This is a genomic window from Umezawaea sp. Da 62-37 (assembly GCF_032460545.1).
Classification (GTDB): domain Bacteria; phylum Actinomycetota; class Actinomycetes; order Mycobacteriales; family Pseudonocardiaceae; genus Umezawaea.
Map to the genome: position 1 here is coordinate 10,877,378 of NZ_CP135965.1, position 20,382 is coordinate 10,897,759.

At 72.9% G+C, this 20,382-nt stretch carries 18 protein-coding genes; 10 read left to right on the forward strand and 8 right to left on the reverse strand.

The genetic code is table 11. The features are described from left to right. Positions 1-21: 21 nt before the first annotated feature. Positions 22-1,566, reverse strand: coding sequence for an NB-ARC domain-containing protein (locus RM788_RS48980; protein ID WP_315928272.1), 1,545 nt, complete (start codon positions 1,564-1,566; stop codon positions 22-24). Positions 1,567-1,816: 250 nt separating this feature from the next. Between RM788_RS48980 and RM788_RS48985 the strand changes: the two genes are divergently transcribed. The 5 genes from RM788_RS48985 to RM788_RS49005 all read left to right on the forward strand — a co-directional run bounded on the left by RM788_RS48985 (position 1,817) and on the right by RM788_RS49005 (position 6,739). Further along, entirely contained in the window at positions 1,817-2,383 is a 567-nt protein-coding gene (locus RM788_RS48985) for a maleylpyruvate isomerase N-terminal domain-containing protein (protein WP_315928274.1), read from the forward strand. 11 nt (positions 2,384-2,394) lie between these two features. Next, positions 2,395-3,504: a cupin domain-containing protein gene (locus RM788_RS48990; protein ID WP_315928276.1), complete on the forward strand. Its 1,110-nt coding sequence runs from the start codon at positions 2,395-2,397 to the stop codon at positions 3,502-3,504. After that, a complete protein-coding gene (locus tag RM788_RS48995) occupies positions 3,497-4,297 on the forward strand; it encodes a methyltransferase domain-containing protein (RefSeq protein WP_315928278.1) in 801 nt (266 codons plus the stop codon). Before RM788_RS48990 ends, RM788_RS48995 begins: the two co-directional genes overlap by 8 nt. Positions 4,298-4,361: 64 nt before the next feature. Then, on the forward strand, positions 4,362-5,261 hold the full coding sequence (locus RM788_RS49000; RefSeq protein ID WP_315928280.1) for an MBL fold metallo-hydrolase: 900 nt from the start codon (positions 4,362-4,364) through the stop codon (positions 5,259-5,261). After that, positions 5,261-6,739 carry a carboxylesterase/lipase family protein gene (locus RM788_RS49005; protein WP_315928282.1) on the forward strand — a complete coding sequence of 493 codons (1,479 nt, stop codon included), beginning with the start codon at positions 5,261-5,263 and terminating at the stop codon, positions 6,737-6,739. The genes RM788_RS49000 and RM788_RS49005 overlap by 1 nt, the downstream gene beginning before the upstream one ends. A gap of 6 nt (positions 6,740-6,745) precedes the next feature. Here the strand turns inward: RM788_RS49005 and RM788_RS49010 are convergent, their stop codons facing one another. Continuing rightward, positions 6,746-7,855, reverse strand: coding sequence for an NAD(P)/FAD-dependent oxidoreductase (locus RM788_RS49010; protein ID WP_315928284.1), 1,110 nt, complete (start codon positions 7,853-7,855; stop codon positions 6,746-6,748). A gap of 166 nt (positions 7,856-8,021) precedes the next feature. Between RM788_RS49010 and RM788_RS49015 the strand changes: the two genes are divergently transcribed. The 3 genes from RM788_RS49015 (at position 8,022) to RM788_RS49025 (ending at position 10,961) form a co-directional block, all read left to right on the forward strand. After that, on the forward strand, positions 8,022-9,149 hold the full coding sequence (locus tag RM788_RS49015) for a hypothetical protein (RefSeq protein WP_315928286.1): 1,128 nt from the start codon (positions 8,022-8,024) through the stop codon (positions 9,147-9,149). Further along, positions 9,146-10,060, forward strand: a complete 915-nt coding sequence (locus RM788_RS49020) for an ABC transporter ATP-binding protein (RefSeq protein ID WP_315928288.1) — start codon at positions 9,146-9,148, stop codon at positions 10,058-10,060. The genes RM788_RS49015 and RM788_RS49020 overlap by 4 nt, the downstream gene beginning before the upstream one ends. Before the next feature lie 73 nt (positions 10,061-10,133). Continuing rightward, positions 10,134-10,961, forward strand: coding sequence for an ABC transporter permease (locus RM788_RS49025; protein ID WP_315928290.1), 828 nt, complete (start codon positions 10,134-10,136; stop codon positions 10,959-10,961). Here RM788_RS49025 and RM788_RS49030 read toward each other — a convergent pair. From RM788_RS49030 to RM788_RS49050, 5 genes are all read right to left on the reverse strand, one after another. Beyond that, positions 10,958-11,749 carry an esterase/lipase family protein gene (locus RM788_RS49030; RefSeq protein ID WP_315928292.1) on the reverse strand — a complete coding sequence of 264 codons (792 nt, stop codon included), beginning with the start codon at positions 11,747-11,749 and terminating at the stop codon, positions 10,958-10,960. The two genes, RM788_RS49025 and RM788_RS49030, sit on opposite strands and share 4 nt — an antisense overlap. Positions 11,750-11,795: 46 nt before the next feature. Beyond that, a complete protein-coding gene (locus RM788_RS49035; protein ID WP_315928294.1) occupies positions 11,796-15,551 on the reverse strand; it encodes a glycoside hydrolase family 2 TIM barrel-domain containing protein in 3,756 nt (1,251 codons plus the stop codon). A gap of 32 nt (positions 15,552-15,583) precedes the next feature. Continuing rightward, a complete protein-coding gene (locus RM788_RS49040; RefSeq protein ID WP_315928296.1) occupies positions 15,584-16,390 on the reverse strand; it encodes a family 16 glycosylhydrolase in 807 nt (268 codons plus the stop codon). A 197-nt stretch (positions 16,391-16,587) separates the two neighbouring features. Then, complete coding sequence (locus tag RM788_RS49045) at positions 16,588-17,274, reverse strand: GntR family transcriptional regulator (protein ID WP_315928298.1); 687 nt, start codon at positions 17,272-17,274, stop codon at positions 16,588-16,590. A gap of 405 nt (positions 17,275-17,679) precedes the next feature. Further along, positions 17,680-18,225: a GNAT family N-acetyltransferase gene (locus RM788_RS49050; protein WP_315928300.1), complete on the reverse strand. Its 546-nt coding sequence runs from the start codon at positions 18,223-18,225 to the stop codon at positions 17,680-17,682. A gap of 281 nt (positions 18,226-18,506) precedes the next feature. On the opposite strand from RM788_RS49050, the gene RM788_RS49055 reads away from it, so the two are divergent. Continuing rightward, on the forward strand, positions 18,507-18,788 hold the full coding sequence (locus tag RM788_RS49055; protein WP_315928302.1) for a hypothetical protein: 282 nt from the start codon (positions 18,507-18,509) through the stop codon (positions 18,786-18,788). Positions 18,789-18,813: 25 nt separating this feature from the next. Continuing rightward, a complete protein-coding gene (locus tag RM788_RS49060; protein ID WP_315928304.1) occupies positions 18,814-19,698 on the forward strand; it encodes a patatin-like phospholipase family protein in 885 nt (294 codons plus the stop codon). On the opposite strand, the gene RM788_RS49065 is transcribed toward RM788_RS49060, so the two are convergent. Beyond that, positions 19,699-20,292, reverse strand: a complete 594-nt coding sequence (locus tag RM788_RS49065; RefSeq protein WP_315928306.1) for a TetR/AcrR family transcriptional regulator — start codon at positions 20,290-20,292, stop codon at positions 19,699-19,701. Between the last annotated feature and the right edge of the window lie 90 nt (positions 20,293-20,382).

Genomic DNA, 20,382 nt, shown 5'->3' on the forward strand with positions numbered 1-20,382 from the left:
GCTGTGCGATTCCGGGCCTGATCAACCGGTGACGCAGCGCTGGTTCCTGATGTAGTTCCAGCACTGGTTGTACTCCAGGAACAGCAACGCCAGGTACTCCAGGAAGGTGGACCTGGCCAGCAGCCCCCGCGCCGCCGACGTCCGCTGCACCAGCACCGCCGGGGCGGTGCCGTGCAGTGCCACCGCGAGCCATCGCGACTTGTTCTCCTGCTCCAGCGGGTCGACCCCGTCAAGCGCGGCTTCCAGCACCCCCAGCAGCGCCCGCGCGTAGTCCTCGACGTCGTCCGTCGTGTCCAGGTGGTGCAGGTTCGTCTCCCGGACGAGCGGGTGCAGGGTCAACGCGTGGGACTTCAGGGACTTGTCGTAGAGGCTGTCCACGAGGCCGAAGTCCGCCAGGATGTGCAGCAGTTCCAGCAGTTCCTCCGGCGTGAGGTCGTCGAACGCCGGGATCGACCGCATCGCCCGCGCGTCGAGCAGGTCGTAGAGGATCGAGGCCTGGGAGAAGCAGGCGAGGAAGCGGAGCAGGGATCGGGCTTTGGGATGTCCCTGGCGGGCCAGGAGGTCCAGCGACAGCTCCCAGGTGCGGGTGACGAGTTCGCTTTCCGCCCGCGGTCGACGGTCGTCAGGGGGTAATCGGTCGATGGTGGCGGCGAACTGCCTGCCCAGCGCCCTTCCGTAGCAGGCGATCGAGCGCGGCACCGCGCTTCCCGGAATGGTCGGGGTGTGCGCCGAGTACGCGAGGTAGGTCCCGGCGATGTGCAGGGCCAGCGGGAGGCCGCCGAGCTGCTCGGACAGCCGCTGGGCCTCCTCGGCGGTTCCGACGTCCTCGCCCGCCAGGTCCACCAGCACCCGGCCCCCGGCCGGGTCGTCCAAGGCGTCCACGCGGAGCAGGCGGGAGAACTCGCCCCACGCGGCCCGGTTCCCGTCGCGCGTGGTCACGACGACGGTCCCGCGCCCGCGCGGCGGAGGGCGCAGCCAGCCGGTCGCGTCGCTCAACCGTCGACCGGGGCAGGTCAGCGACTGGGGTTCGTTCGCGTCGTCGATCAGCAGGAGCCACCGGTGGTCGCTCCGGTGCAGGTACCGCCAGAGCAGGTCCGGCGCCGACGCGTGCCCGGACCAGGCCTGGTTGACCGGTTCCGCCCCCGCGCCGAGGGCGAGGGCGACCTCGCGCAGGCCCGCGGTCAGCTGGGCGGTGTCGGAGGCGGAGATCCACCAGACCCGCGTGCCGTCCTCCGCGGCTAGACGTGCTGCCTCGAGGGCGAGCGTCGTCTTCCCGAAACCGCCGCCCCCGTGGAAGACGAGTGGTCGGCCGGAGGGGTTAGCGAGTTCGCGTTCCAGGACGTCCAGCAGGTCGCCGCGTCCGCGGACCTTCTTGACCCTCCCCTTCGGCGGTTCCGTCGAGATCAGGCCGAGCCGGTCGTCCGGGACGGGCGCCGCGATGTGCTGGTGGACGTTGATCACGTCTCGCCCGGCCTGCTGCGCGGTGCTCCGTCCGGAGACCGCGGCGACCTGCCCGACGTGCCGGTCGATCCGGTCCGCGGACGGTCGAGGTTCACCTGGAGCCATCGGTGAACGCTACCGGGTGGCTCGCGGCGGCAGGCCGCGAACCGCGGGCCGGGCGAGTCCTCTTGCGAGTGTTCGCGGTGCGTTCGGGACGGTCGCGGGCCACCGACCCCGCCAAGCGGAGGCCGGCAATCGGCAGCTGATCGATTAGCCCCAACGCCGCACGAAGATCGCGGTAGCCTCCACCCGTGTCACCGGACTTGGGGGCGCGCTCGGTGGGGCGTGCTGATGACGTGGATCTGCTCGAGGCGCTGTGGGGGACCTGGCATGCGTCGGACTGGTGCTGACGGACGTCCAGTGGGCTTCGGCGTCGGGGCTCGGGGAGTGGACCGTGCGCGAGTTGTACGCCCACGTCGGGCGCGGGGTAACGACGACGGCCGAGCTGGTGGCGGTCGGGTCGGGGCCGGAGTTGCCTGATGCGGCCTCGTACTTCCTCGCCCTGCGCGAACTCGGTCCGACGGGTGCGGTGGGGGTGGCCGCGGCGGCGAAGGAGTGGGCGGCGGAGCGGGACGTCGGGACGCTGGTCGGTGATTTCGACGGACTCGCGGCGAAAGTCGTGGCTGACGTGCGGGCTGTCGGAACCGGTGTGGTGACGACGATCGCGGGCACCATGCGGATGAGCGACTACGTGCTCACGCGGGTGCTGGAGGCGACGGTGCACCTGCTGGACCTGGTGGCCGTCGTGCCCGGTGCGGCGGAGGTGCCGGAGGCGGCGTTGCGGCGCGCGGTGGACGTGCTGACCGATCTGACGCCGCCCGCGGAGCTCATCGCGTTGGCCACCGGACGTCCGTCGGGTGTCGTGTTCCCGGTTCTGACCTGAGGGGCGGTCACATGTCTTTGTTGCCAACGGCTTCCGGAGTCGAGGGGCTGTCCGAACGGGCGCGCTGGCACCTCGGTGGCCTGCTCACGGTCAAGGTCGCTGCGGCCGACAGCGACGGGGCGATCGCGGTGGTCGAGGAGCGCGCCCTGCGCGGGTACGCGACGCCGCCGCACGTGCACGGCCGCGAGGACGAGACGCTGTACGTCATCGACGGGGAGGTCGAGTACGTCGTCGACGGCAGGGCTGGTGTCGTGACGTCCGGCGAGGGGGTGTTCCTGCCCAGGGGGCTGGCGCACCACTTCCGGGTGGCCTCCGCCGACGCGCACTTCCTGGTGATCATCACGCCCGGCGGGTTCGAGGAGTTCTTCCGGCAGGTCAGTCCGCCCGCGTTGGCGAACAGGCCGCCGGACGGGCAGGACCACCCGCACACCGACCCGGCGCTGGTCGTCACGGCCGCGGGAGCGTTGGGCACCACGGTGTTCCGGGGAACCGGGGACGTCGTGGTCGCCGCGGCCCGGACGATCGCGGGCTCGACCGATCCCGTCGAGCTGTCCCGCGCCTACCGCACCGTCGAGAACGCCGTGGCCGGGCCCGTGCCCGCGCCACTGGACACCGTCGCCGACCTGCTACTCCAAGCCGCGCGCCGGGTGGGGGAGAACCCCGCCCACGCCAGGGCGTTGATCCTGCTGGGCATCCTCGCGGAGGGCGAGGACCCGGCGCGGCGGCGGGTGCACGCCGCCGCCGCCGACCTGGTCCGGCTGGTCCGGCCGGGCGCGCCCGAGGCGGTCGCCCTCGCGTTCACCTACGTGCTGGCGCACTTCCCCGAGCACGGCCACGCCGTCCGCGAGGCGCTGGAACCGTTGGGGCTGCCCGAATCCGACTGGCTGCGCCTGCTGCGCTGCCTGGACGCGCCGGACGTGGCGCGGATCGGCCGCGTGTGGCCGACGCCGACGGTGTGGCGGCTCGACGCCGTCGAACGCGAACTCGACCGGACGTGGCGGGCCACGCTGCGGCTGGACGAGGCCGACGGGGCGGCGCTGTGGGAGTCCGAGACGACGGCATTGCTGGCGTACATGGGTGCCAAGGCGGAGAACGCCGTGACGGGGAGCGACCGTGCTTGATCTGCTCGACACGAGGTTCCACGACGCCTTCGCGTGCCCGACGTGCCACGGCCCGCTGGCCGCCGCGGTCGACGGACTGCGCTGCGCGGTGTGCGAGCGCGACTACACGGCCGCCGCCGGGTACGTCGACTTCGCGCCCGAGATCAGGATGAAGCAGGGGCTCGGCCCGTTCTACATGCAGGATCCCCTGCACGTCACCAGGTACGAGCCCGCGACGCGGGACGCGTTCCTCGACATCATGGGCGAGAACTGGGGCCGCGACCTCACCCCGGAGCTGGAGGACGACTACCTGCGGGCGAACCTCGAACCCGCGGACGGCCTCGTGCTGGACCTCGCCTGCGGTTCCGGCCGCTGGACCCGCACCCTCATGCGCCACCTCGGCGGCTCGCGCGTCGTCGGACTCGACCTCAGCATCGCCATGATCGACCTGGTCCGCGCCGGACTGCCGGACCTGTGCGTCGTGCGCGGGACGGCGCTCAACCTGCCGTTCGCCGACGGCTCGCTCGGCGCCGTCAACTGCTCGAACGCCCTGCAACTGCTGCCCGATCCGCGTTCCGTCCTCCGCGAGGCGGGCCGCTGCACCAAGCCCGGCGGCCTGTTCACCGCCTTCACCTTCCGCCGCGCCGACCGTCCCGCGTACCGCTACTTCCAGCGCAGGCACGAGCAGACCTTCAACGTGCGCGCGTTCTCCACCACCGAACTCCTCACGTGGCTGACCGCCGCGGGCTTCGAACTCGTCGACCTGCGCACCCCGGCGGGCATGCTGCTGCTCACCGCGCGACGCACGGCCTGATCGGCGGAACGGTGTCCCCGGCAGGGTGTGGATAGGTCCCGTCGCCGCGACCACCATCGATGTCATGGACGAGATCGAGATCGGTGACGTCGGGGTGACCCGCGTCGAGGAGATGCACGGACCGGTGGGCATGACGCCGGAGCAGTTCTTCCCCGGTTCGCCGGAGGAGGCGTGGGCGGAGCACCGCGACATGCTGGTGCCGGACCACTTCGACCCGGCGGACGGCATCGTGCAGGTCGCGATGCAGACGTGGCTGCTGCGCAGCGAGGGCAGGACGATCCTCGTGGACACCGGCGTGGGCAACGACAAGACGCGGCCCGCGGTGCCGGGGTGGGACCACCTGCGGACCGACTACCTCGGGAACCTCGAACGGTCCGGGGTGCGGCCGGAGGACGTCGACCTGGTGGTGAACACGCACCTGCACGTCGACCACGTCGGTTGGAACACGCGGCTGCGCGACGGCGTCTGGGAGCCGACCTTCCCGAACGCCACGTACCTGATGCCCAAGGCGGACTTCGAGTTCTGGAACCCCGCCAACAACTCCGCCGTCGCTGGTGGCGTGAACGAGAACGTGTTCGAGGACAGCGTCGCGCCGGTGCACGCCAACGGCCAGGTGCGGCTGTGGGAGGACGGCCACGTGATCGACGCGAACCTGCGGCTGGAGGCGGCTCCCGGTCACACGCCGGGGTCCAGCGTGCTCAAGCTCGTCTCCGGGACGGAGCGGGCGCTGCTCGCTGGCGACCTCGTGCACAGTCCGCTGCAGGTGCTGGAACCCGGCCACAACAGCTGCTTCTGCGAGGACGCCGAGGAGGCGCGCCGGACCAGGGGCAGGCTGCTCGGCTGGGCGGCCGACCAGCACGCGCTCGTCCTGCCCGCGCACTTCAGCGGGCACAGCGCGCTCCACGTCGAACGCCGGGGCGCGGCGTTCGCGATCGCGGCCTGGGCGCCGTTCACCCGCTACTGATGGACACCGAGGTGCTCACGACCTCGGGCCCGGTCCGCGGCCTCGGGACCGGGCACGGCGCGGTCTTCCACGGTGTGCCGTACGCGGCCGCTCCCGTTGGGGCCCTGCGGTTCGCCGCGCCGCGTCCGCACGAGCCGTGGACGGAGGTCCGCGACGCCACGAGACCCGGACCGACCGCCCCGCAGCCCGTGCGGGGCGGCTTCGGCAGCCTGGACGTGTCGCCCTACTTCGCACCGGGCTGGGTCGAGGGCGCCGACCACCTGGTGCTGGACATCCACGTCCCGGCACGCGCGGACCGCCTCGCGCCGGTGGTGGTCTTCGTGCACGGCGGTGGTTTCACCGCCGGTTCGGCGGGGTCGCCGATGTACGACGGCACGGCGTTCGCGCGTGACGGGGTCGTGCTGGTGACCGTCGAGTACCGGCTGGGCGTCCCCGGTTTCCTGCACCTGCCCGACGCGCCGGACAACCGGGGGCTGCTCGACGTCCTCGCGGCCCTGCACTGGTTGCGGGACAACGCCTCCCGGTTCGGCGGCGACCCGGACAACGTGACCCTGTCCGGCCAGTCGGCGGGCGCGATCATCGTCGGCGGGGTCCTCGCGGACCCGGCATCGAAGGGGTTGGTGCGTCGCGCGATCATGCAGAGCGGCAGCGGCACCGCGGCCTTCACGGCGGAGCAGGCGGGGATCGTCACGGCGGCGGTCGGCCGGGAACTCGGGATCGAGCCCACCGCCGAAGCCCTGGCGGACGTGCCCGACCGGACGTTCGTCGACCTGATGCCCCGGCTCAACGGCCTCGACCTGGGCACACCGACCCACCACGACCCGTTCGGCGGCATCACGCCGTTCAGCCTGGTCCTCGACCGGCAGCCCGCCGACGCGCTGGCCGAAGGGCGGGGGAGCGGCGTGGACCTGCTCATCGGGTCCAACGTGGACGAGGGCGCGCTCTACCTGGCGCCGCTCGGCGGGCTGTCCGCCTCCACGGACGACGACGTCCTGGCGGTCGCCGCCCGGTTCCACCCCCGTCCGGCCGAGCTGGTCGCGGCGTACCGGGCCGAACGGCCGGACGCCACACCCGCGGGGCTGCGGGTCGCGGTGCTGGGGGACGGGATGTTCGGCGCGGGCACCCGGCGGGTGGTCGCCGCCCGCTCGGCGGCGGACACCCCGACCTTCGTCTACGAGTTCACCTGGCGCTCGGACGCGTTGGACGGCGAGCTGGGGGCGTGCCACGTGGTGGAGCTGCCGTTCGTCTTCGACCACGCCGACCTGCCGTCGTTGCACGGACCGAACGCGCTGCTCGGCACCACCGCGCCGCCCGCCGATCTCGCGCGGCGCATGCACCGGGCGTGGGTCGACTTCGCCACGACCGGCGATCCCGGCTGGCCCCGCCACGAGCCGGAGCACCGGCTGGTGCGCCGGATCGGTGCCACCTGGGAGACGGTCGGCGACCCGCGGCCGGGGGAGGCGCGCGCCTGGTCGTGAGGTGGCTCAGCCGAGGCGTTCGAAGCGGAACGGGGCCAGGGCGTCCTGGGGTTCGCCGAGCACCTCGGCCGCGACCAGGTCGCCCGCGTGCAGGCTGAGGGTGGCGCCGCTGTGGGAGACGCCGAAGTGGAAGTCGGGCAGGTCGAGCGCGCGGCCGAGCACCGGGAGGCCGTCGGCGGGAATGGGCCGTTCACCGACCCGGACCGCCTCCGCGGTCGCGGTGGCCAGGCCGGGGTAGAGGGCGCGGCCCGCGGTCAGCACCTCGTCGATCGCGGACCGGTCCACGGTGGTCTCGCCGGTGTCGGACACGTGCACGGCGTTATCGCTCTCGTGGGTGTGCAGCAGCAGCCGCCCGGCACCGTCAGGGCGGACATGCACACGCGGGGCATGCACCACTCGGGACACCCGCACCGGGGCCGGGGAGGTGTAGATCAGGACGCCGTGGACGTTGCGCATCGGCAGGTCAAGACCGGCCAGCCCGGCGATCCGGCCCGCCAGGGGGCCGGCGCAGTCCACCACGGCGTCGGTGGAGAGCAGGCGTCCGGAGGCGAGCCGGACGGTGCGGACCCCGCCCCCGGCGGTGTCCAGAGCCGTGACGGCGTCGTCGCGGACGAGCTCGGCGCCGCCTGCGACGGCCGTGGAGAGCAGGTGGGCGATCAGGCGGGTCGGGTCGATCCAGCCCTCGCGGGGGAAGTGGGCGATCCCGTCGTCGGGCAGCTCGGAGGGAGCCATGTCGGGTTCCAGGCGCAGGACGTCGGCGCGGTCGAGCCAGCGGGCCTCGTAGCCGTAGTCGAGGACGTCCGCGACCTTGCGGCGCAGCTCCTCGCGCCCGGTGTCGTCGTCGGCCCACTCCAGGTTGCCGCCCTCGTGGTACCAGTCGGCGTCGGGCACCTCGGCGGCGAGCTTCCGGTGCGCGTCCATCCCCGCCACGCACAGGTCGTGGTAGGCCCTGGGCTGCTTGCCGCAGGAGTTGGTCCACGAGAACGTGGCACCGGACGTGCCGCCCGCCGGAGCCGCGGCGTCGACGACGGTGACGCGGGCGCCCCGCCGGGTGAGCGAGGCGGTGACCGACGCGCCGTAGAGACCGGCTCCGATGACGACCACGTGCATGACCATGGGGGTTCGTCACCTTTCCGCCGCTGTCCGCAACGTAGGCAACCGGGCCCCGCGCGGCAATCCCCCGCGTGGACGAGGGCGTCGAGCTGTCGATCGGCTGTCGGCCACGGGCGCCCTCCTCCCGTTCGCCGTATCGTCGCCGGTAGTCGACGGATCGGTGGTGGTCGTGGCGGGTGTCCGGTCTCGCGGGCTCTGGCGGTGGGCGGTCGTCGGCGCGGCTGCCGTCCTGGCGCTGGGTGTGCCGGTGGTCGTGCGGGCCGTGACGGAGCCGTCCGGAACGGTGGACGCCGCCGGGCTGCGCGATCGGATCGCGCGGTCCGCCGACGTGTCCTACCAGGGTGTCTCGGTGATCCAGGGGTCGCTGCCGCTGCCCGAGCTGCCGAAGCTGGAGGACGTGTCCAAGCTGCTGACCGGGGTGACCACGGTGCGGAACTGGTACCGGGCGCCGGACCGGTGGCGGTTCGACGTGGTGTCGACGGCCGGTGAGCGCGACACCTACCGGACACCCGACGGCGAGTTCGTCTGGGACTACGGGGCCGACCAGGTGACCAGGCTGGTCGGGACGGCGCCGGTCCGGGTGCCGCGCGCGGGTGACCTGATCGCGCCGGACCTGGCCCGCAGGCTGCTGTCGACCGCGGCGGGCGACGCCGTCACGCCGCTGGACGCGCGGTCGGTCGCCGGGCGGCGCGCGGACGGGCTGCGGCTCGTGCCCGCCGACCCGGCCACCACGATCGGGCAGGTCGACGTGTGGGCCGACGCCGAGACCGGCGTGCCCGTGCGGGTCGAGGTCACGCCCCGCGGTGCCGCGCGGCCGATCCTGGTCGCCGCGTTCGAGCGGTTCACCCCCGGACCGGTCGACGACGGCGTGCTGACCCCGGACGTCGGGCACGGCGCCGGGTACGCCGAGGTCGACGCGCCGGACATCGCCGGGGCGCTCGGGTTCCTCGGCGGCGACCCGCCGCAGTCGAGCCTGGCCGGGCGGGCGCTGCGCGAGGCCGACGGGGCGGGCGTGCGCGGGGTCGGCGTGTACGGGACGGGGCTGTCGTCGTTCGTCGCGCTGCCGGTGCCGCGCGACGTGGGCGCGCAGGCCGCGGACGCCGGGTCCAAGGCGGGTGGGGGCGACGTGACGGTGCCCAACGGCCGGATCGTGTCGCTGTCGGTGTCGCCGCTGTCGGTGGTCATCGCGCGGTCCACGGTGGCCCGCCGCTGGTACCTGCTGGTCGGCATGGTGGACACGTCCGTGCTGCGGACCGCCGCGACCGAACTCATCGCACTGCCCCGGCGCGGCCGGTGATCAGGACTCGCGGGCTGACCAAGCGGTTCGGCCGGATCGTCGCCGTGGACTCGGTCGACCTCGACGTGGCCGAGGGCGACCGGTTCGGCTTCCTCGGCCCCAACGGCTCCGGCAAGACCACGCTCGTGCGGATGCTGCTCGGGCTCGTGCACGCGACGGCGGGTGAGATCGAGGTGCTCGGCGAGCCGATGCCCCGGAGCGCGGCCAGGGTGCTCCCGCAGGTCGGCGCCATGGTCGAGGGGCCGGGCGCGTACCCGCACCTGTCCGGACGGCGCAACCTGGCGATGTTCGACGCGGCGGGCCCCGGCGGCGGTCGTCGCGGGCGTGCCGACCGGGTCGAGTCCACGTTGGCGCAGGTAGGTCTGTCCGGTGTGGACCGCCGCCCGGTGTCGGCCTACTCGCTCGGGATGCGGCAACGCCTCGGCCTGGCAGCCGCCCTGCTGCGCGCGCCGCGGCTGCTCATCCTCGACGAGCCCACGAACGGCCTGGACCCCAAGGGCATCCGCGAGATCCGCGACCTGCTGATCGCGTTGAACGAGGGCGGCACCACCGTGTTCCTGTCCAGCCACCTGCTCGCCGAGGTCGAGCAGCTGTGCACCCGCGTCGCCGTCGTGGACCGCGGCCGGATGGTGCTCCAGGACTCCCTGGACACCCTGCTCGCCCCCACCGGCCACGTCCTGCTGCACAGCCCCGACGCCGCCGAGGTCGTGGCGATGCTGGACGGGCAGGTGGTCCGCCGCGACGGCGACCGCCTGGTGGTGCGGCACGCCGACGCCGCCGGGCTGAACGCGGCCCTGGTCGGGAAGGGGCTGCGGGTGTCGGCCATCGAGGCCGAACGGCGGACCCTGGAGCAGGTGGTGCTGGACTCGACGGGTGCCAGCGGTGACCGGATCGACGGTGAGCTGCGGTGATCACGTTGTCCGCCAAGCTCGTGATGACCGGCCGTGGTGACCGGATCGGCGATTCGACGGGTGGTGGTGGCCGGTGATCGGCGTCGAACTGCGGAAGCTGGCGCTGCGGCCGCGGGTGTGGTTGAGCATCGGGCTGCTGTGCCTGCTGCCCGCACTGGTCGCGGTGCTGCTGTCGGTGTCGGACCTGGCGCCGCCGCCGGGGCAGGGCGGGGCGTTCCTGTCGGCGGTGCTGCGCAACGGGGCGCTGTTCCCGGCGGCGGCGCTGGCGATGGTGCTGCCGGTGTTCCTGCCGTTGGCGGTGGCGGTGTTCGCGGGCGACGCGATCGCGGGCGAGGCCGCCACGGGCACGTTGCGGTACCTGCTGGTCCGACCCGTCGCACGGCCTCGGGTGCTGGCGGCGAAGCTGGTGGCGCTGGCCGTGTTCACGGTGCTGGCGGTGCTGGCGGTGGCCGTCACGTCGCTGGTCGTGGGGCTGGTGCTGTTCGGCACCGGGGCCGAGGCGGTGGGGCAGGCGAGCGCGGCCACGTCGTTGTCCGGGATCGACCTGTCACCGGGTGAGCTGGCGCTGCGGATGGCGGCGGCGATCGGCTACATCGTGGTGTCGATGGTCGGGTTCGGCAGCATCGCCCTGTTCTTCTCCACGCTGTCGGACTCGGCGATCGGCGCGGCGCTGGCGGCGCTCGCCGTGCTGATCGGCAGCTCCATCATGGAGACCCTCCAGGCCGCCTCCGCGATCAAGCCGTACCTCCCGACGAACTACTGGCTGTCCTGGATCGACTTCTTCCGCAACCCCGTGTTCTGGGACAACATCGACAAGGGCCTGCTGCTCCAGGCGGGGTACGTCGTGCTGTTCTTCGGCGCGGCCTGGGCGAACTTCGCCTCGAAGGACATCACCAGCTAGCGCGCGCACCCGGTGGGCGCCCGGTCCACGGGGGCGGCGTCGGTGAGGGCGCGCACGACGAGTCCGGTGACGGCCGGGTCGGTCGGCAGCTGCGAGTGCGCGACGACCGCGTCGGGGCAGAACTGCTGGAGCGCCACGTTCACCGCCCCGGTCAGCCGCGCGGAGTCCGGCGGCCGCACCGTCGTGTCGTCGTCGGTCCAGATCGACAGCCACGGCACGGTCGTCGGAATCGGCTTCCGGTCCACCTCGGTCAACAACGTGCTGCCGGGCGTGAGCTGCGTGCACGCCACCGGGCACGCACCCGGCACCAGGACCCCGCCCTCACCCGCGAGCGCCGTCCCGTGCAACGGCGACCCGAGCGTGACCACCCGCCGCGCGGCCCGCCCGCTGTCGTGCTCGGCCAGCCACAACCGCACCACGACCCCGCCCGCCGAGTAGCCGACGAGGTCGACCGAAGGAGCACCGTCGTCGACGGCCGCCCTCACCGCGTCGTCCAGAGCCGACGCCTGCGCCCGCAGGTCCCCGGTCCCGTCACCGGGCAACGCCAGCACGGTGGCCGCCCGACCCGCGGCCCGCACCCGGTCGGCCAACCCGGCCAACGACTCCCGGTCACCGCCGTAACCGGGCACCAGCAGCACCGGCCCCGGCCGGTCCTGCGCCGCCGTGGGGATGTCGACCCCACGCGTCGCCGCGACCCCGACACCGACCGCGCCCAGCAGCACCACGACGGCGAGCACGACCATGAGCTTGCGCCGAGGCGCGCTGAGCGCCGACCACCAGACTCGCATACCCCATCGTGCCCCGGTCACGTCCCGACGGCCGGCCGCGACGGGATCACGCCCCCGCGGGCTTGCCCGCCCGTGCCTCCGACGCGCTCAACGGCCGGATGGTCACCGTGTACTCGTAGTCGACGTCCTGCTGCACCTGGCTGCGCTCCCGCACCGGGTTGGGCGTGTCCCCGACCCCGGTCACGGCATGGCTGGCGTGCAGGGTCGTCCACCCGGCGTTGCGCTGGAGTTGGAACGGGTAGGCGGCCCTGTCCAGGTCGTCGTACGGCGACACGCTGACGTCCGCGGCACCGCCCACGAGCAGTCCGCCGGTGCGGCCGTCGGTCAGCAGCGCCCACCGGGTGTCGGTGTGGTTGCCGTTGTCCTGCGGGCGGTGGTAGTCGACGTACTGCTCGTCCACCGTGCTGGAGTGCACGCCGATCGGCGTGCCGTCCTTGCGGTCGACGTAGCTCTCCGCCTCGCGGCCGTACCAGGCGAACCGGTCGTACCGGTCCGGCACGGCCAGTGAGACGCCGATGCGCGGCAGGTAGGGCAGCGTGCGCACCGAGCCCTGCGGCGACACCCTGTGCCCGAGGCTGAGCGTGCCCGTGCGGTCGATCGAGTACGTCATGGTCTGGTCGAACCAGGCCCCGGTCACGTCGGGCGCGGCGACGCGGCTGTCCACGACGACCCGGACACCCGCCGCGCCGTCGGGCTCGACCCGGACGCCGGTGACGGTCGTGGCCAGCCGGTCCAACCCGGCCCGTCGCCAGTCCTCGCCTTCCGCGCGACCCCAGGCGAAGGTCTCGTTGCTGATCGGCGCGCGCCACGCGTCGAGCTCCGGGCCGCCCGCGAGCAGTTCCCGGCCGCGGACCCTGATCGACGACAGCGTGCCGCTCGCCTTGTCGACCGCGTAGACGACGTCGCCGACGGACGCGGTCACCGAATCCCGCCCGTCCTCGGTCACGACGTCGTCCTCGGCGGGCGACCGGTCGAGGCCGGGCACCTTCGTGCCGCCCAGGGCGAACTGGTCGTGCGCCAGGACGTGGCCCGCGGGCACCGTGGGCGAAGCCTTCCTGGTCACCGCCTCGACGGTGAGGAACCGCTCGCGGTCACCGGTGCTTACCGGAACGCGCGGGCGGACGGTGCCGGTCGAGTCGGCAGGCACCCGCAGCGGGTCCTGGCCGCGCGCCACCACCCGTGAACCCTCGGTGACCTTCCACCGCAGCACCAGGTCGTCGGTCCCGGTGAACTGCCGCTCGTTGCGCACCGACAGCACCCCGTCGGCGTACCCGAACCGCAACGGCTGCTGCGCCCACGCCATCTGCGCCGTCTCGGGCTGGGCGAAGCGGTCGGCGCCGACCAGACCGTCCAAACCGGACAGGCTGGAGCCGTAGGACAGGTGTTCGCCGCGCACGTCCGCGCCGTCGAGGTCGAGCGCGAGCAGCGCGCCGCCGACGGGCACGTCCGCGTTCAGCTCGGCGGGGGTGAGCGGGCGGTCGTAGATCCGGACGTCGTCCACGGTCCCGTGCGACATGCGCCCGACGTTGCTCGGGTCGTTCCACGACGTCTCGAAGTCCCGGCCGATGTTCACCTCGGCGGAGGACGTGTCGATGGCGCCGGTGAACGGGGTGCTGCCGACCTCGCGGCCGTCGATGTAGAGCCGCAGCGCGGCGCCGTCGTAGGTGCCGCTGACCCGGTGCCAGTTGTCGTAGAAGTCGGCGGGCACCTGGGCCTGCACGACCCGCCACGTTCCACTGTGGACGAAGAACTCCAGGGTGTTCTCCGTCTTCATCTTCAGCGTGTACTGGTGGTCGCCCTTGCTGATGATCCGGAAGTCACCGGTCCACCTGGCCGGTTTCACCCAGGCGTCCAGGGTGAGCGCCGTGCCGGTGAGGTCCAGCCTGCGGTCGCGGTACACCTCGACGAAGTCGTCCAGCCCGGACAGCGAGATCGCCTTGCCGCGGTGGCCGTCGACGAACTCGGGCGCGCCGGACAGGTGCGCCGAGATGTCGTTGCCCGACGTGTCGGGGGTGATCCGCACGTCCTGCCGGATGCTCTGCTCGGCCCAGTCCCAGATGAAACCGCCCTGCGTGGACGGGTTCGCGCGGATGATGTCCCAGAACTCCCGGAAGTTGCCGAGGCTGTTGCCCATCGCGTGCGCGTACTCGCCGAAGATCAGCGGCTTGGTGGTGGACGCGGCCTGCTCGGCGAACCGCTCGGGCGACGGGTAGCGCGGCCCCCACACGTCGGCGTAGGGCGCGTCCCCGTCGGGGCTGTTGGACTGGTGGTACACCGGGCGCGTCGGCTCGTTCGCGTCCAGCCACTCGGCCATCGCGAAGTGGTGGGCGCCCAGTCCCGCCTCGTTGCCGGTGTCCCACATGAAGACGCTCGGGTGGTTCTTGTCCCGCTCGACCATGCCGACGAACCGGTCGAGGAACGCGGCACGCCACTCGGGCTGGTTCGCCTGGCACCAGTTGGCGCAGTTCTCGTGGTCGTGGGTCTCGATGTCGACCTCGTCGTCGATCCAGATCCCGTTGCGGTCGGCCAGGTCGTAGAAGTACGGGTCCGACGGGTAGTGCGAGGTGCGCACCGCGTTGACGTTGAGCTGCTCCATCAGTGCGACGTCCCGCTCCTGCGCGGGTCTCGGCACGTACCTGCCGTGGTCGGGGTCGGTCTCGGCGCGGTTGACGCCCTTGAACAGCACGCGCTCGCCGTTGACGAGGAGCTGCTTGTCGCGGATCTCGATCTCGCGGAAGCCGACGGTCTCGCTGGTGATGTGGGTGGTCCGCCCGTCGGGGCCGGTGAGGGTGAGCACGACGGTGTGCAGGTTCGGCGTCTCGTCGGTCCACTTCGCCGGGTTGCGCACCGGCAGCGTCAACCGGACCTCCGCCTTCGGACCGGTGACGTCCGCCGTCGCGCTCGCCGTGGCGATCTCGTGGCCGCGCGCGTCGCGCAGGCTCGCGGTCACGCGATGCGCGCCGGTCGTGCCACCCGCCTTGTGGCCCAGTTCGACGGCCGCTGAGAGCGTGGCGTCGGTGTAGGTCGCGTCCAGGTCGGTCCGCAGCGTCACGTCCTCGACGCGGGTCGCCGGGGTGGAGCGCAGCGAGACCGAGCGGAAGATGCCCGCGTACCGCCACTGGTCGACGTCCTCCAGGTACGCGCCCGCGCCCCACCGGTGCACCTGCACGGCCACGCGGTTGCGGCCGGGGCGCAGCGCGGCCGAGATGTCGAACTCGGCGGGCGTGTAACCGCCCTGGTCGTAGCCGATGTACCGGCCGTTGACCCAGACGAAGTAGCCGGACGTGACGCCCTCGAAGCGGAGCGCGGACGTCCGCCGCGTCCAACCGGCGGGCAGGTCGAAGTCCCTGGTGTAGGCGCCGGTGGGGTTGATGTCGCGGGGGACGCGCGGCGGGTCGTCCGGCTGGATCTCGGTGGCGATGTTGCGGAACACCGGGTGGTCGAGGCCGTCGGTCTGCCAGGTGTGCGGCACCGACACGGTCCGCCACGCCGAGGTGTCGTAGCCGTCGGCGTAGAACCCGGCGGGCACCTCCTCCGGCGTCTTGGCCATCGCGATCTTCCACGAGCCGTCCAGCGGCAGCGCGTACGGCGTCCGCTCGTCACCGCGGGCGGCCGCGCCCACGTCGGAGTAGGGGAGCAGGTCCGCGTGCGGCGGCTCCTGCCCCTCGGAGACCACCGTCGGGTCCTCCAGGTAGGAGTAGACGTCGCCGGGGGACTCCGCGACCGCGGCCGCCGACCCCACCCCGTCCAGCGACCCCGTCGACAACACCAGCACCAGCACGAGAACGCCAAGGCGCGACAACCCGAACCTCCACAGTGGACCCACGGGACCGGTCAGGCCCGTGTCCTGCCGACGTAGACCTCACGGGCGCGGTAGAACGTGTCCGCGGACGGCCCCGGCGCCCCCGACGACCCCTCCATCTGCATGTTGACGATGAGCCACATGGGCTGGTTCACGAACCCCGCGCCGCGGTGCCGGCCGACCCACGTGCCGTCGAGGTAGTAGTGGATGTCCACGTCGGTGGCGTTCACCTTCGCGATCCACGCCCGGTAGCCGTGCCAGGAACCGGGGTTCGACACGGTCTTGATCGTGTTCGACCAGGCGCCGCTCGCGTTGCGGTAGGTGTTGAACCAGTTCCGGGCGTCGCCCTTGAACTCCAGGATGTCGCTCTCCGGCGGCCAGGTGTTGGCGCCGGTGAGCCAGAACGCGGGCCAGGTCCCCTTGGCCGACGGCGCCTGGAACTCGCCCCTGACCTCCCACTCGGGGAACTGGTCGTTCACCAGGATCTGCTGCTTCGCGTGCAGCGCCCCGGAGTGGTAGTGGATCGGCAGGTGCGGGTCGCTGGAACTCGTGCCCTCGTCCCAGGTGATGCGGCTGGCCTTGACGACCAGGACACCACCGGACTCCAGGTACACGTGGTTGTGGTCGGAGGCGCTCGCGTACATCCGGGCGCTGCCGTTGTGGTCGGAACCCCAGGGGTACAGGTAGTTCCACGCCGACTGCAGGGTGGCGTAGCTCGCGAAGGACCCGCTGAGCACGGTCTCCCAGGTGGCGGCCCCGGCGACCCCGGCTCCGCCGAGCGCGGCACCCGCCAGACCGGTGGCGCCCGCGGCCAGGAGACGACGTCTGTTGAGCGGCACGATGGGGATTCCTTCCACGCGGCATCGACTGTGCGGCACGACGTGGCGGTGTCGGGCTCCGGTCACCTCCACCCTGGGTCAGGTGGCGGTGACGCGGGGTAGCGCTTTCCTGACGTTAGGAGCGGGGCGGGGTCGCGTCAACGGCCGGATGTGGACAGGATCCGCCCTTGACAGGACAAATCGCCGCGGGCGGCCGGTCAGAGCGCGTCGAACCTGCGGGGGTGGGACTTCTCGACCTCGGGCAGCGCGTCGATCACGCTGCGCAGGTGCTTGCGCATCGCGGCCTCGGCGGCCACCGGGTCGCCCGCGCAGACGGCGTCGACGATCTCCAGGTGCTCGGGCAGCGACACGGCGGGCCTGCCGGGGTGCATGGCGAGCCGGAACTGGCGGCGGACGTTCTGGCCGCGCAGCCGGGCGAGCACGGTCCGGGCGGTCGTCTGGCCGCTGACGGCCATGATCAGCTCGTGCATCCGCTTGTTGAGGTCGGAGTACCCGAACATGTCGCCGCCCGCTACCGCTTCCCGCATCCGCGCCCCGATCTCGCGCAGGGCGGCGCGGTCCTCCTCGGTGGCGCGTTCGGCGGCCTTGGCCGCGCACAGGCCTTCGAGCGCCATGCGGATCTCGGTGATCTCGACGGCCTCGTCGAGGGAGACCTCGCGCACGCGGGCGCCGCGGTTGGGGATCCGCTCGACCAGGCCCTCGCTCGCCAGTTCCAGCAGGGCGTCGCGGACGCTCGCGCGGTTGACGCCGAACCGCTCGGACAGCTCGGCCTCCACCATCCGCTGGTTGGGCGCGAAGTCGCCGCTGGTGATGGCGTCGCGGATCGCGTCGACGACCCGTGTCGACCGGCCGCCGCCGACCCCGTCCGGACCCGCTGCCGTCACCTGCCCACACCCCTGTCCGGTCATCGGGAATTCCGCGACCGATCATAGCCGTCACACGTCCGGGCCGATCGCCGGTGGAGCGCCCGTGGGTGTGGACCGAGCTGATCGTCTTCAAGCCCCGTGCCTGGCCCTTCGCCCGCTCCGCCGCGGTCCCCGTGATCGTCTTCCAGTCCGGCGCGAAGACCGGGCGGCAGCCGTCCGCCGGCGGCGCTCCGGTCGTTGGTGTGGACGAGGTCGTGGGACTTCCGGGCGGCGTTCCCGCACTCGACGGGCGGTCCCCAGGAGTGGGAGTTCACCAGGACGGACGAGGGTTGGCGGGCGGCCGTCCGGCGACTCGTGGTGTGGTGGACCGACGGCGAGGACACCACGGCGGCGTTCGGGCAGCGGTCCACTGAGGACCCGTCCTCACGCCCGCCACTCCGGGGCGAGCACCGACCAGATCTCGACGTCGTGCCGCTCGCCGCGGTACGGGTAGCTCTCCCGCAGCACGCCCTCCTTGGTCATTCCCAGCCGCTTGGCCACGGCGAGGCTGGCCGTGTTCGCCGACACGGCCTGCCACTCGACGCGGTGCACGCCGCGCTCCTCGAAGAGCCAGTCGACGAGCAGCCGGATCGCCCTGGTGACCAGCCCGCGCCCGGCCGCCCGCGGTTCGAGCCAGCAGCCGACCTCGGCGTTGCCGAGCACGACGTCCATCGTCCGGATCAGGACCCCGCCGACCAGCCCGCCGTCCAGCCAGATGCCATACATCCGCCCGGTGTCCGAGGCGGCCTTGTCGGCGTAGGACTGGAGGTACGCGCGGCTCGACGCGAGGTCGGTGACGCGGTCGGCCAGCGTGATGTGCCTGCCGATGAACTCCCGTCCCCGCTCCATGTGCGCCAGGAACTCCTCGGCCCGCCACGGTTCCAGGGGCCGCAGCTCCGCGCCGTCCTCGCCAAGGGATGTGGTGAACACCGGCACCTCCGCAGTCGAAACCCGCCCCCGGTGCGATCCTCGCACGCCGATCTGCGGTGGATCCTCCCGATTTCCGGGGAATCGCAGGTCCACTGTGGAGTGGTGAACCGGTCGGTGTGCCCCTGGACACCTCCGCCCGGTGATTCCGACCCGCGGAATGCGCGTATCGCCCGTGGTGGTGCGATCATGTCGCGGTGAGCGGCGACGTCGAGCAGTCCGAGTCTCGGCGTGACGACCAGTCCGGTCGCCACACCCCATGGCGACCCCGAGCGGCGGTCCACGTGAACAGACCGATCGAGACCTCACCCGTCGGCACGGGCCACGGCTTCCCCTACGTGCCCGGCGCGATCGGCTGGGTCGTCCACGTCGTCTCGGCCGTCCCCGGCGCGGCGTTCTGGCGCGGCGTCGACGTGGGCGACGGCAGGGTCGTCGGCCCGCTGGAGGGCGCCATGTACTGGCCCGCCCGCCGCGGCGTCTACACCGACCTCGCCGCCGTCTTCGGGACTCCCGCCGCCGCCGCCGCGGCCGGTTTCGTGCCCATGGAGCTGTCCCAGAGCAGCTGAGCCCGCGTTCCCATATGTTGGATCCATGAGCGCACCCCACATCCGCGCGGTCGTCTTCGGCGGCGGCGGCCCGGTAGGCATCGCCTGGCAGTTGGGTCTGGTCACCGGCCTGGCCGCCCACGACGTGCACCTGCGCGACGCGGACGCGGTGATCGGCACGTCCGCGGGCGCGGTCGCGGGCGCCACCGTGACGGCGGGCCTGGACGCCGGTGGTGTCATGGCCGCGATGGCCGCCGCGCTCCCGCTGCCCCGTGACCGCCCCGTGGACCTGGCCGCCATGCAGGCCGCCCTCCTCGACGCGACGACCGCGTCCCCGGACGCCCCGCTGGCGGCGATCGGCAGGCTCGCCCTGGAGGCCGACACGGTCACCGAGGACGACTTCGTGGGCCACGAGCCGTTCGTCCGCTTCCACGGGGTCGACTGGCCCGCCGCGTTCGCGTGCACCGGCATCGACGCCGTGACGGGCGTGCCGCGCGTGTGGACCGCCGACGACAAGGTCGACCTGGACCGCGCGGTGGCCGCGAGCTGCGCGGTGCCCACGCTGTTCCCGCCGGTCGCGGTCGGCGGCAACCGCTACGTCGACGGCGGCATGGCCTCGCCGCTCAACGTCCACGTGGCCGCGGGCCACGAACGGGTCCTGGTCGTCTCCTGCATGACCCTGGCCCTGATGGGCGGTGAACAGGCGGCCGCGCTCGACGCGTCCACCTCCCGGCAGCTGGTCGAGATCGACGCGCTCCGCGACACCGGCTCCGAGGTCGTCACCGTGCAGCCCGACCAGGCGTTCCTCGACCTCAGCGGCTGGGGCGCGTTCCTGCTGGACACCTCGCGCGTGGGCGCCGCCTACGAGCTGGGGCAGGCGCTCGGCGCGGCACGCGCGGCCGACCTCGGGAAGCGGTGGGCGCAGGCCTGATCAGGGCACGAGGCGGCGTGCGTGCTCGCGCACGCCGCCGACGAGGTCGAGGCGGCCGTCGGAGAGCACCCACTGGAGCTGCAGCCCGTCGCAGACCGCGACGCACTCGCGGGCGAGCGCTGCGCAGTCGGTGTCCGCGGCCAGTTCGCCGCGCTCGGCGCAGCGCGCGAACACGGCCGTGAGGCTGTCGACCACGGTGCGGTAGCGCCCGGCGAACAGCGCGTGCGCGGGGCTGGACGGGTCCGCGGCCTCTGCTGAGGCGAGCACGAACAGCTCGATCAGACCGGGTTGGCGCAGGAAGCGCTCGGCGGAGCGGGCCATCTCGTCCAGCACGGCCTTGAGGGACGCGTCCGGCGGCAGATCCGCCCACCACTCCGCCGCGGTGGCCATGCGGTGTTCGGCCACGGCCAGCAGCAGGTGCTTCTTGGACGGGAAGTGGTGCAGCAGGCCGCCTTCGGTCAGGCCGACGTCCGCGGCGATCCTGGCCAGCGACGTGCGGTGGTACCCGTCCTCGGCGAACCGGCCCACGGCCACCTCGACGATGCGGTCGCGGCGCTGCCTGCCCGCGGCGTAGCTCCCTGATCTGCGCGGCACCCGCTCATCCTACCGAAAACCTTGTACCCTCGGTTTTCAGTTCGACGCTCCGGGGGAGTTCCCGATGACCAACGCGCCCACCCGGCTGTG